This window comes from Pseudomonas sp. B10(2017), assembly GCF_002113295.1.
In the GTDB taxonomy this organism is placed as follows: Bacteria; Pseudomonadota; Gammaproteobacteria; order Pseudomonadales; family Pseudomonadaceae; genus Aquipseudomonas; species Aquipseudomonas pudica.
This window is the reverse complement of record NZ_NEJU01000040.1, coordinates 1-12,191: the sequence shown is the minus strand read 5'-3', so window position 1 is coordinate 12,191 and position 12,191 is coordinate 1. Positions and strand designations below refer to the sequence as shown.

At 61.9% G+C, this 12,191-nt stretch carries 9 protein-coding genes and 2 pseudogenes; 6 read left to right on the top strand and 5 right to left on the bottom strand.

All coding sequences use genetic code 11. The features are described from left to right. The 4 genes and pseudogenes from CAF92_RS26100 to dapA all read left to right on the top strand — a co-directional run. Positions 1 to 1,492: pseudogene (locus tag CAF92_RS26100) on the top strand (hypothetical protein); the annotation flags it as partial. After that, positions 1,479 to 2,297, top strand: coding sequence for a DUF6708 domain-containing protein (locus CAF92_RS27730; RefSeq protein WP_256573811.1), 819 nt, complete (start codon positions 1,479 to 1,481; stop codon positions 2,295 to 2,297). The pseudogene CAF92_RS26100 and the gene CAF92_RS27730, both read left to right, overlap by 14 nt. Continuing rightward, positions 2,294 to 2,551: a PAAR domain-containing protein gene (locus tag CAF92_RS26090; RefSeq protein WP_085602333.1), complete on the top strand. Its 258-nt coding sequence runs from the start codon at positions 2,294 to 2,296 to the stop codon at positions 2,549 to 2,551. Before CAF92_RS27730 ends, CAF92_RS26090 begins: the two co-directional genes overlap by 4 nt. A 387-nt stretch (positions 2,552 to 2,938) precedes the next feature. Continuing rightward, positions 2,939 to 3,805, top strand: a complete 867-nt coding sequence (gene dapA / locus CAF92_RS26085) for a 4-hydroxy-tetrahydrodipicolinate synthase (RefSeq protein WP_085602332.1) — start codon at positions 2,939 to 2,941, stop codon at positions 3,803 to 3,805. A 211-nt stretch (positions 3,806 to 4,016) separates the two neighbouring features. Here the strand turns inward: dapA and CAF92_RS26080 are convergent, their stop codons facing one another. Beyond that, positions 4,017 to 5,693 carry an NAD(P)H dependent flavin oxidoreductase family protein gene (locus CAF92_RS26080; protein WP_143516232.1) on the bottom strand — a complete coding sequence of 559 codons (1,677 nt, stop codon included), beginning with the start codon at positions 5,691 to 5,693 and terminating at the stop codon, positions 4,017 to 4,019. A gap of 78 nt (positions 5,694 to 5,771) precedes the next feature. Here CAF92_RS26080 and CAF92_RS26075 point away from each other — a divergent pair, with 78 nt between their 5' ends. Then, positions 5,772 to 7,271, top strand: coding sequence for a PLP-dependent aminotransferase family protein (locus CAF92_RS26075; protein WP_085602330.1), 1,500 nt, complete (start codon positions 5,772 to 5,774; stop codon positions 7,269 to 7,271). A 276-nt stretch (positions 7,272 to 7,547) separates the two neighbouring features. Here CAF92_RS26075 and CAF92_RS26065 read toward each other — a convergent pair whose 3' ends face one another. Continuing rightward, complete coding sequence (locus CAF92_RS26065) at positions 7,548 to 8,792, bottom strand: DUF1835 domain-containing protein (RefSeq protein ID WP_085602329.1); 1,245 nt, start codon at positions 8,790 to 8,792, stop codon at positions 7,548 to 7,550. Positions 8,793 to 8,981: 189 nt separating this feature from the next. Then, a complete protein-coding gene (locus tag CAF92_RS26060; RefSeq protein ID WP_230386317.1) occupies positions 8,982 to 9,314 on the bottom strand; it encodes a tetratricopeptide repeat protein in 333 nt (110 codons plus the stop codon). Positions 9,315 to 9,635: 321 nt separating this feature from the next. Here CAF92_RS26060 and CAF92_RS26055 point away from each other — a divergent pair, with 321 nt between their 5' ends. Continuing rightward, positions 9,636 to 11,261, top strand: coding sequence for a methyl-accepting chemotaxis protein (locus CAF92_RS26055; protein ID WP_085602328.1), 1,626 nt, complete (start codon positions 9,636 to 9,638; stop codon positions 11,259 to 11,261). Between the two features lie 108 nt (positions 11,262 to 11,369). Here the strand turns inward: CAF92_RS26055 and CAF92_RS26050 are convergent, their stop codons facing one another. Both CAF92_RS26050 and CAF92_RS27725 read right to left on the bottom strand, forming a co-directional pair. Then, the gene (locus CAF92_RS26050) at positions 11,370 to 11,690 is read right to left on the bottom strand and encodes a hypothetical protein (protein ID WP_015270018.1); all 321 of its coding nucleotides are present in this window, start codon (positions 11,688 to 11,690) and stop codon (positions 11,370 to 11,372) included. A gap of 135 nt (positions 11,691 to 11,825) precedes the next feature. After that, positions 11,826 to 12,152 (bottom strand): annotated as a pseudogene (locus CAF92_RS27725) (hypothetical protein); the annotation flags it as partial. Between the last annotated feature and the right edge of the window lie 39 nt (positions 12,153 to 12,191).

Below are 12,191 nucleotides of genomic sequence, written 5' to 3'. Positions count from 1 at the left end.
TGACTTCGAGTTTGGCTCGATGAAGGCCATGCGCAAGGTGCGGCCGATTATCCAGCACGGCTTGATGAGCCTGGCCGTGCTCGATCCACGGCTCACCAATACGATGATCAGTGTGACGGTGTGGGTCGAAGGCAAGGCTGAGGAGGTGCATGGGCGGTTGTTCAAGGAAGCCAGCATGGGCGTGACCCAGGCGAGCAGCGCGGCGCAGCTTGCCCTGGTGGATATCTCGGTGGCGGCGGGGACGTTGGAAGCCGATGCGCGCAAATTATTGCAGGGGATGAAGATCACGTCGCAGCAGGCGGCCCGATTGGTGAAGACCGGTTTTTCCGGGTTGCGTGGGATTGCCGGCAGCTGGGAGGTTCTGCTGGCGATAGGCGGGTTGTATTTGCAACAGGACAGCCTGGGCAGGAATCAGGAAAAGGCGGAAACGGAGATTGGGCCGAAGGCGTATGAGGCCAAGTTGGCGTTGCAAGGATCGTACTTGGGAGTGTTGGGAGGGCATATCGAACTGGTTGGGCTCATGTTGCGGGCAAGTGCCTATAAGGGTATGTCATGGGCCAAAGGTGCTACTGCCATAGGCGAGACCGTGATAAAGATCGGTGCTGTAGTAGGCGCTGTCGTCGGCTTTGTTGAGGCAGCACAGGCAGTTTCTGCTGCTAAACGTGTATCGGCAGCAGGAGATGGTGCAGCAGCGATACGATACTGGTTGGCTGCAGGTTTTTACGGGGCCAGCGCCATTGCCGTCGCTGGAACAGCATTAAGTTCCACTGTATGGGGACCCGTAGGCCTCGCTGTGGTGCTGGCGTTGACTGCCTATACGCTTAGCAAAAGCGCTGAAGAGAATGAGTCATCCGCTCTGGAACGGTGGGCCCGACGGTGCTGTTTTGGAAAGGCAGATGAGACGCCAGTCATTCACTGGAGAAGCCCGGAATACGCAGACATCGCATTTGCGGAGCTCAACGCCGCCACGCTAGGTGTACAGGCAGAATTCCACTTCGAAGCGAATCTGGTAAGCGACCCGGCCACTCCAAGGATCGGAGGGTTGACCGGTCTTGAACGGAAACCAAAAATAAAATTCAAGATAATCCTACCTCAGTACAAAGACGGAATGTCGGCATATCGGTGGTGCCTGACAGTCCATCGTCGAGGTGATGGCCAGTTCCCGGACTACACGGGAGGAGAGACGCTGGTTGTGGATGAGTTTCATGCACGTCGCTCAACTGGCTCTTCCAAGTCGGCCAGCTTCCCTGGCTTTTCTCCACCTAGGCTGCCCGACTATAAAAGCGACTTTAATATTGATAAAAAGTACTCTTCTTTTTCGGAGGGTAATGACCGGTCCCAATTGGCTATCTCAGGCCTTATAGAACTCATGCCGACAATTGGAGCGCACTCCATTGTCGCAGCAACATTGCTGGTAATGTATTGGCCGGACCGAGAAATTGAAAGTGCGTATATTGAGGTATGTAACCGGAGGGCAAATGACGACGCATGAGCCAAGAGTGCTAATGAGACGTGCGCCAGGCTGGCGCTACGATCTACCGAGCGCCCACGAAGCACCCACATCTCTCTTGAATTTGAACGATATTAATCCGCCGCCAAACCATACTGATGATGTATACATGGAGTTGCCTCGATCTACAGTCCGTCTACGAGGTGTATTGGCCTTGCTTGGCATTCCGACGCTGCTGTTCTTGTTTTTTGTAGCTGGACAAGTGTATTGGGGTCTCATTGATTACAGTCAGGCCTTCGATTGGATTATGAAGCTAATCTTGATACTCGGGCCTCTAATCTGCATGTGGGTCGTCTTTTCATTTGTCCGGCTAGACTTGGCACTTCCACGAGACGAACCAATACGTTTTAATCGCTTGCGTCGAAAGATCTATGTTTATCAATTCAGATGCAACTACCTCTGCCTGTTCAGCCGCAAACACTGGGGCGTCAAACCTGTCGCCTACAATTGGGACGACGTAACCGCCGAAGTCTACCGAGTCTACGCCCCCGGCTACGGTGGGCTGATCGAAAACGTCATGCTGTCGGTTCGCAACCCGGACACCGACGAAGTCATCGACCGCGTGTTATTCACCCACGACCTCTACCACGGAGAAGCCTACTGGGCTATCGCCCGGCTATTCATGCAGCAAGGCCCCGAAGCCCTGCCGAAATTCGTGCACCCACCCCGCGACTGGAACGATGACGATGGCCTCAGCCACATGCACTGCCTGGCGCCGAAGGTTGATTGGCCTCAGGAAATGGACCGTGAATCGCGTACTGGGCCATCAGAAGGAGAAGCTCAATGAACCCTGTCGTACTTGTAGGTCATCGACATGTCTGCCCGCTACATGGCACCAACCAGGTAGAAAGCGGCAGTGCCACGTACACCTTCAATGGCAGGGCGGTTGCCAGGGTGGGGGATCGGACCACCTGCGGCGCCGTGATCGAAAGTGGGGCTGAGCATTTCCTGATCGAAGGCGTGGCCGTGGCGCGTAAAGGTGACAGGACGGATCACGGGGGTGTGCTGGACGAGGGCGATGCCGGGTGGCTGCTGGATTGATCAAATGCCTCTTGTGCAAGATCGGACCTGCAGGGTACGTGCACCGCTTGGGAATTCAATTCCTTGGGCAAGAGCGCAGCCCAATGGGTTGGCGATCTCGGTGTTGACACCGGGTACGCCGCGCCACCATTATCCAGCCATATCCACGCAACGGGCTTGCCGGCATGTCCATTTCCAACCACGCCATTTTCGCTTCGGGCTTCATCGCCCAGGCAGGCGCGTGCGTTGCCGTTGCCAAGAAATCCAAGAAACAGCCGCTCATCTGACCGAGGCGCGCTGTCTCGTCAGGTGGGCTGACGAGACAGAAGGCGCCAGGTATCCCTGCCAGACCACTTCGACTCTTCGCCCTGCTGACGCTGACTTTCGGTCAACATCAGGAGTTTTTGCATGTCGAATTTCCGTGGTATCTGGATCGCCCTCGTCACGCCAATGCGCGCCAATGAAATCGACTTCGCCGCCCTGGAAAAGCTGGTGAAGAAGCTGCTCGAAGAGGGTGTGGCCGGTTTTGTGGTATGCGGTACCACGGGCGAGGCAGCGGCGCTGTCCAAGGCCGAGCAACTGGCCATTCTGGATGCCGTGCTGGCCTGGGTGGAGCCGGGCAGGGTGGTGATGGGCCTGTCGGGCTACAACCTGCGCGAGCTGTTGGCCTTCCAGGCTGAAATCCAGCGGCGCGACATTGGCGGGCTGCTGGTCCCTGCACCGTGCTACATCCGGCCTTCGCAGGCCGGCATCGAGGCGTTCTTCAGCACCGTGGCGGATGCCGCCAGCGTGCCGGTGATCGTCTACGACATCCCCTACCGCACCGGGGTACGCATCGAGCGTGAAACCCTGCGCCGCATCGTGCGCCACCCGCGCATCGCGGCGGTGAAGGACTGCAGCGGCGACAGCGAGACCACCATGGCCCTGATCCAGGACGGCCACGCCCAGGTGCTGGCCGGTGAGGACGCGCAGATCTTCAACAACCTGTGCCTGGGTGGTGCAGGGGCCATTTCGGCTTCGGCGCATGTACGCGCCGCCCTGTACGTGCGCATGCTGCAGCAGGTCGACCATGGCGACTGGTTAGCCGCGCGCGGCACGTTCTACCAGTTGCTGCCGTGGATGAAGATGGCCTTTGCCGAGCCGAACCCGGCTGTGGTCAAGGCGGCCTTGCAGCTACAGGGGCTGATGAGCGACGAACTGCGCGAGCCCATGCAGCCGTGCACCGAGATGACCCGGGGCAAGCTGCAAGGCGTGCTGGATTCGCTCGGTGCTTGAGATAGAAGGGCATATGACTCATTGAATCAGCAGGGCCCCTGTGGGGGCGGCTTTAGCCGCGAACACCGGCGCAGCCGGTGCCATGCAGCGCGTTGGATTCTTCGCGGCTAAAGCCACTCCCACAGGGTATGCGGATCGCTTGCGAATTATGTTCTCTACTCGACAGCGCAGCCCAAAGGGCTAGCGGATCTCCTACAGGGGCCTGCTGAATCTATGAGAGCGGCCTGGCCTCGCCAATCAGGATGTCTTCGAAAAACGCCCCGACCGGCTCGCTAGGGTGGCACAGCTGGATCTCCAGCACCCACACCACTTCGCTCGGGACGATTTCCACCTCGGCCAGTTTGTCCTGCCCATACAGCACATGCGGGAAGTCGGCGATGCGATGCCCGGCCAGATTGCGCTCCAGCTGCCAGCCTTTTGCCTGGGCACTGCGCTCGGCGAAGTCGTACAGCTCGCGCCCGGTCAGGCCATGGCCCCAGGCCTGGCGGGTTTCATCGAACACTTCATGCAGTGCCTTGACGCAGACGTGGTGCAGCTCGTGCTGGCCGAACACGAAGGTGTCGCCATAGTCGCCCTCATAGCCATCCCATACCGGGCCGACATCGACCACGACGATATCCGTGTTACGTAATACACGTTGCAGATCAATGCCTTGGCGCGGCGTGCGCACGGTGTCGTCCCCAAAGCGGATGTAGGTCGGGTGCCAGGTGTGCGATGCGCCCATCGCCTGCAAGGTTTGCGCGGCCATCTCCAGCGCCTGGGCGGTGGTCATGCCGACTTTCAGCTGGCTGGCGATAGCCGTCACGGCCCGTACCGACTGCTCGCGGGCAGCGAGCATGCCGTCCAGCGAGTAGCGCGGGCCGACTTTTTCCAGCTCCGGGTGCAATGGGCTGGCTGTTGACGCCTCGGGCGCCTGTGCGCCGCTGGCAACGAAAGCCTCCGCGACAAAACGATGGGGCTGCAGGCCTGCTGCTAGGCACTGCTCGCGAACCTGGCTGATCATCGTGACATTGCCGCAGGCATAGACCTGGGTGTCGGCCCAGCGATGGGCCTGGGCCAGCGCCACCTGCTGCACGCGTGCCTGGTCCGACAGCACCGGGTGCCAGCGAAAGTGAGCGTGTGCACGGCTGGCCTGCTCGAGAAACTCACGGTCATAGAAGTCGGCGTCCGATCTGCCGCCCCAGTACAACGTGACCTCGGCATCACCTGCCAGGGCGGTCAGCAGCAATGGCTTGATGCCGGCGTAACCTGTGCCAGTGGCGAACAGCACCAGGGGCCGCTGGTCCTCGTGCTGCCAGGTGCAGGCGCCCACCGGCCCTTCAAGTTTCAAGGTGTCACCTGCTTGCAGGGTTGGCAGCAGGCGTTCGGTAAACAGGCCGCCGCTTACCTTGCGGATGTGAAACACCAGTTGCCCTTGGTCCTGGGCAGGGAGGTTGGCTATGGAAAAACAGCGGCTATCACCGTTGTCGAGCCGAAAGCGTACGTATTGGCCAGCCCTTACCGCCAACGGCTGTGCAGGCTGCAGCACCAGTTCGATGATATCGGCGCTCAGTTCGCGTTTGCCATGAACCTGCGCATGGATTTCCAGCGCCTGGGTTTCCAGGGACCAGCCGGGGATCTCCAGGCGCATGTCGCTGCAGGCGTGGCTCTGGCACAGCAACATTTCGTCGGCGGCGAGGGGGTAGCAGGGCGCGGGCATGTCTGCCGTCCGCTGCTTGTGCCGATACTGCCCCGCCACCACCTTGACCTTGCACGACCCGCAGGCGCCGCGGCGGCAGGAGAAGGGCACCGGCAGGCCGCTGGCGAGCATGGCATCGAGCAGCAGCTCCTGGCTGGCGTCGAAGGTTTTGCCCGAGGGCGACAATTCAATCACGTGGCGGTTCTGCATGGGCACCTCGGGGCAAGTGGAGGTTCGATTGTTGCTATAGTCCAGGACCAGTAGAACCTCCAGTTTCGGTTAATTCACATGGTCCAGCTTCGCAAATGGCAGCCACTGCTCAAGCTCGACGGGGCGCAGCCGCAGGCTTCGTACAGGCAGATCGTCGAGGGTCTGGTAGCCGCGATCTCCGAGGGCCGCCTGCGCCCCGGCACACCGTTGCCCGGTACGCGGGAAATGGCGCAACTGCTGAACGTCAACCGCAAGACGGTGATCCTCGCCTACGAGGAAGCCGAGACCAAAGGCTGGCTGGAAAGCGTGCAGCGCCGTGGCACTTTCGTCAGTCGGCAGCTGGCGGCTGGTACGCTGGCCGAGCCCGATGCAGCGCAGCCCTTTGCCCTGGTGCTACAGGAGGAGCCTGCCGTTGCCTACTTCGCGGCCAACGAACAGGCTGCCGCGCAGCAGGATCGGCCGGGTGCGCTGTTCTTCGACAACGGCGCCTGTGACCACCGCCTGCTGCCGCAGACCGTTCTGCACCGTTATTACCGTAATGCCTTGCGCAACAGCTTTGCCGCCAACACCGTGCGCCATGGCAGCGCGTGCAGCAGCCACTCCCTGCGCAGCGCGTTGGCCGACATGCTGCGGAACAATCGCAGCCTGAACGTTGGCGCCGAGCATATCTGCCTGACCCAGGGCGTGCAGATGTCGCTGTACCTGGTGGCCAGCGTGCTGCTCAAGCCCGGTGACGTTGTGCTGGTCGAACGCCTGAGCTATCCGCCCGCGTGGGAGATCTTCCGCCAGCTGGGCGCCCGGCTGGTGACCGTGGAGCTGGATGACGAGGGCTGCCGGGTCGAGCAGATCGATGCACTTTGCCGGCTGCATCAGGTGCGCATGCTGTACATCACTCCCCATCACCAGTTCCCGACCACGGTCAGCCTGCCTGCCGGGCGCCGGCAGCAGTTGCTGGAGCTGGCGCGGCAGCACGCCTTTTGCGTGGTCGAGGAAGACTACGACCATGAGTACCACTTCGCCGGTCGGCCTTACCTGCCGTTGGCCAGCGACCGTCAGCAGCGGCACGTGATCTACATTGGCTCATTGTCCAAGTCCCTGGGCAGTACGTTCCGTTGCAGTTTCATCGTGGCGCCGGCGGAGGTGGCCGCGGCGCTCGAACGCAGGGCGACGCTGACCCTGGGGCAGGGCGATGCGGTGATGCAGCAGATGCTGGCGGACTTGATCAATGATGGCGAGCTGAAGAAGCACTTGCGTCGGGTTAACCGGGAGTATCGCCGACGTCGAGAGACCCTGCTGGCTTGCTTGCGCGATGCCTTTGGCGAGCAGGTAACCGTGCGCGAGCCGGAAGGTGGGTTGGCGCTGTGGGTGAGGTTTGCTGACGGAATCGATGTGGATCAGTTGGTTGGCAAGGCGTTGGAGTTGGACCTGGTGGTACGCAGTGGTCGGCAGTTTTCGCCGTTTGGTCATGCGGAAAATGCCTTGCGCCTTGGTTTCGCCTCGCTGGACATGGATGAAATCCGGCTGGCTACACAACGTTTGGCGCAAGCGGCGAAGGCGATTGCAACATTGGTCCCGTAGGCGCGACGGTGTTGCTCAAGCTCTGAAAAGCTAGATCGCCCAGCCCTTTGGGCTGCGCTGTCGAGTAGAGAACTGAATTCGCAAGCGGTCCGCGTACCCTGTGGGAGCGGCTTTAGCCGCGAAGAATCCAACGCGCTGCATGGCACCGGCTGCGCCGGTGTTCGCGGCTAAAGCCGCTCCCACAGGATCCCTGCTAATGCAATGAGTGATGGGCAGTTCCATGAGAGCTGACTTGCCGGTGCCATCCACCGCTTTACCTGATCAGGCTCGAGCGGGCTATTTGCGCTGCCATACTTCGCCCTGTTCGCTGACCACCCAGGGCCTGTCCGCGGCATTGATAAGCACTCCACCCACCCATCGCTGCGCAGGGTTGTGGTCAAGCCAATGCGCCTGCCCCGCGAGCAGCTGCTCGGCAAGAGCGGTCAGCCGCAACGGCCGTTGTGCCCAAGACTCGCCCGGGCCTTCCAGCAGCAGCGGGTGTGGTGCATGGATCAGGGGCTGCAGCAAAACATGGAACATCATGTCGCCCAGGTAAGGCAGGGGTTCATCCTGCATCATCAACTGGGCAAACACACGTCCGGCCGGCAGCTCGCCGCGTGACTCCAGAACGCGTAATAGCAGGCGCTCGGTGAGGCTCAAACCGTCGTTCGCCCCCGGCAGCTCCTGAAGTTGCCGCGCAAGGGCCCGGCCCAGCAACGGCAAGGCGGCATGCTGGATGTCCGCCAGGGCAGCCCAGGCCCTTGGGTCAGGCGCGGTATAGGCCGCCCATGTCTGCCGGGCCAGGGCCAGCACGTCCTCACCCAGCGCGCGACGTTGTGGCCATAGCCAGGCGAGCAGGTCCGGGGCCAGCTGGCCGATACCGATGAAGCGCTCGACTCCAGGTACTTGGGTGATTTCGATCAGCTCCAAGCGGCGCGGCAGGCTGGGCAGGCTGGCGAGTACGCGGATCAGGAACAGCTGGTCGTAAGCGTCACCCTCGCACCACAGCACGATCTTGCTGTCGCTGTTCAACCCGGCCAGGGCGGTGCGTTGCGCCGCTAGGCGTTGCTCAACGTCCTGGATGCTCAGGTTGAACGCCTGCTGTATGTAAGCGGCCCGAACCTGCCAATACTGTTCCTCGGGCAGTGCGCAGACGGGCCCCATGACCATGGGGTCGTCGAACATCTGGAACGCACCGGCAAAACCGGCCGTGCGCAAGCTGTGGGCGATGTCGTTGCCGCAGCGCCAATGCTGCACGGCTGCTTCGTCATCGGCGGTGAAGCCAGGGTGGCGTGCAGCGAAAGCGACGGCATCGGCATGGGCCTTGAGCTTGGGCCAGCTGGCAAAGCCGGCCTGGCGGGCCACCAGCCATTGGGTATCGGCAAGCCGGTAGTCAGGGCCGGACAGGCCGAGCGCGCGCAGCTGCTCGCGGGTGTCGTCGGCCTCGTCGTTTTTCAGGGCGGTGAGCAAGCGTTTGGCACGTTTGCGCAAGGCGGGCAGGTCGAGCAGGCCGTGGTGGCGGGATGCATTGATGGCGGGCATGCCAACTCCTCTGGGGCTCGGTCCGCCGACAAGCCGGGAGCTGGTATGGAAATATGATGACGCATGGCTCGGGAAACCCCTTGGCGCGGACCGCAGGCGCAGCCAGCGCCCTGGCGCCGACTTTACCGGGTAATGCGTGTGGGTGCAAAGCAGGTCGATGGTGGGCTGACGCGCAGCGTCTGATCACCGTCAGTGTGCAGCCGTCGGCAGCATGCCGGAGCCTTGGGCCTTGTGCGCGGCTTCTATCAACTGCAGGTTGCGGCTGCGCAGGGCGTGATTGTTGCCCACCCGCAGGTTGGAGCGCAGCGCCAGCGTTTCGGCCTGTTCATACTGCCCTTGCTGCAGGCGCAAAACGCCAAGGTAGTGCAGCGTTGCCGGGTTGTTCGGCTGAATGTGCAGCGCGCGCTCCAGGGTGGCCGCCGCCTTGTCCAGTTGGCCGTCGGCATACTGTTGCGAGGCGGTTTCGATCAGCACGGTCGAGGCATTGTTGCTGCGTGCGGGCGCGTAGCGTTCACCAGCCAATGCGCCCTGTGCCGTGATTGTGCTGAATAACAGGAGCAAGGTCGACAGAACAGGTGTGCTGGGCATCGGCGGCAGACTCGGCAGGGCTTGGGCAAGCCCTTGGCTTGAGGGCGAGGGGATGTTATCGACCGAGTCCGAGCGTTGAAGTTCCCGCCTGGTCGATTTGTTGCCTGTAGCCCGGTCTTTGCCTCGACAACATCTGTTCGGTTACCGCCCAAAACCGCACTCCGGCGCCTCAAGCCTGGGGCAGTACCTCCGATAGCAGCACACCCACCGTCGAATCATCGACCAGAAGTGGTGCCAACAAGGAGTACTGCCCGCATGCTTGCCAACCTGAAGATCCGCACCGGAATGTTCTGGGTGCTGTCGCTGTTCAGCGTGACCCTGCTGTTTTCCACCGTCAGTGCCTGGCGGGCTGCGGTGGGTAGCGACCAGCAGATCAACGAACTGGACCAGACCGCGCACCAGTCGGACCGGTTGAACAATGCGTTGCTGATGGCGATTCGCGCCAGCGCCAATGTATCTTCAGGCTTCATCGAGCAGCTGGGTGGCCATGAGGAAAGTGCCAGCAAGCGCATGGCGATGTCGGTCGAGCTGAATGACAAGAGCCAGAAGCTGGTGGACGAGTTTGTCGAAAACGCCCGCGAGCCTGGGCTGCACGCGCTGGCAACCGCCCTGCAGGCCACCTATGGAGAGTACGCCAAGGCGGTCGCGGGGCAGCGTGAGGCAACCCGTCAACGTTCGCTCGAGCAGTATTTCAAGGTCAATACCGACGCCGGTAATGCCATGGGCCGGCTGCAGGCTTTGCGCCAGCAACTGGTAGGGGCATTGAGTGAGCGCGGTCAGCAGATCATGCTGGAATCCGACCGGCGCCTGGCGCGCGCGCAATTGCTGAGCCTGGGGCTGTTGGGCGTGACGCTGTTGTTGGCGGTGCTGTGCTGGGCCTTTATTGCCCAGCGCGTGCTGCACCCGCTGCGCGAAGCAGGGCGGCACTTTCAGCGCATTGCCGGTGGCGACCTGAGCGTGCCGGTGCAGGGGCAGGGCGGTAACGAGATCGGCCAGCTGTTCCATGAACTTGAACGCATGCAGCAGAGCCAGCGCGACACCCTGGGGCAGATCAGCAGCTGTGCCAGACAACTGGACGCAGCTGCCGCGGCGCTGAATACCGTCACCGAGGAAAGTGCCAACAACCTGCGCCAGCAGGGCCAGGAGCTTGAGCAGGCCGCCACCGCCGTCACCGAAATGACCACGGCCGTGGAGGAGGTCGCGCGCAATGCCATCACCACCTCGCAGACCACCAGCGAATCCAACCAGCTGGCAGCGCAAAGCCGGCGGCAAGTCAGCGACAACATCGACGGCACCGAGGCCATGACTCGGGAAATCCAGGCCAGCAGCGCTCATCTGGAGCAACTGGTCGGGCAGGTGCGGGATATCGGCAAGGTGCTGGAAGTGATTCGCTCGGTGTCCGAGCAAACCAACCTTCTGGCGCTCAATGCCGCCATCGAGGCCGCCCGTGCCGGCGAAGCCGGGCGCGGCTTTGCGGTGGTGGCCGATGAAGTGCGTACGTTGGCGTACCGCACGCAACAGTCGACCCAGGAAATCGAGCAGATGATCGGGCGCGTGCAGGCGGGTACCGAAGCGGCCGTGGCCTCGATGCAGGCCAGTACCAGCCGCGCCCAGTCGACACTGGACGTGACCCTGGCTTCGGGGCAGGTGCTGGAGGGTATCTACAGTGCGATCGGCGAGATCAACGAGCGTAACCTGGTGATTGCCAGCGCAGCCGAAGAGCAGGCCCAGGTGGCGCGAGAGGTGGACCGCAACCTGCTGAACATTCGCGAGCTGTCGACATCCTCGGCAGCGGGGGCGCAGCAGACCAGTGAGGCGAGCAAGGCGTTGTCGGGGTTGGTGGGGGAGATGACGGCGTTGGTAGGGCGGTTCAGGGTCTGAGGTCTGGCGGGCACCAGACTGCAGGCGCGGGCGAGCCCCCGAACACCGGCGTAGCCGGTGCCATCAACCGCATCGCCCGGTTCGCGGGCACGCCATGTGCGCTTTCAGTTATCGATCATGCTTCGAAGAGGAGCGCCCGGCCTTGTTGTGTTCCTTGGAATGGGCAATACCGGACCGGGTAGTGCCACGGCCGTTGTCATCATTGCGCAGGCTGCCATAGTGATTGCCGCTCTCGCCATGGTTGCGGGTGGCCTTGCCGGCATGATCACTCTCGTAGCCGGCGCCATTACCATTGAACCCACCTTTGCCGCCGCCATTGCCATTACCTTTGGCATATGCGGAACCAATCGGCGAGACATCGGCAGGCAACAATGCAGTTGCGCCGAGCGCCAGGGCACAAGTAAAGACGGCTACCAAGGTTTTTTTCATGTTTGTTTCGCCTCCAGAAGGCGCAGGGGGGAGCTTGAGTGCGGATACGACATAAGGTTGCCTTTTAAGTTCCGCGGTGCGCAGCCGTTCGACGAAGCGGCTGCCAGGCCCATTCAATACCTGGCAGCCTTCAGTTCATCGATCATTCTTGGTGGAGTTTTGTACCGCGCCGCTCAGCCCCTTGGCATTATGATCACCGGGCGTAGTCCCCGAGATAGCGGTAGATTTCGTCAAGCCGCGAGTATCCTTGGACTGGGCAATACCTGAGGTGGTAGTCCCATGGCCGTTGTCCTGGTTACGTGAGCTTCCATAATGATTGCCGCTCACACCATGATCGCGCGTAGCCTTGCCGGCGTGATCACCCGCGAGGCCCGCACCATTGCCAGTGCCATTGTGCCCACCCATGCCGGCGCCATGTCCACCGCCATTGCCGCCGCCGTGGCCACCACCACCATGGCCGCCATCCGTGGCCTACCCACCGCCCGCGACGCCCGCCCCCAC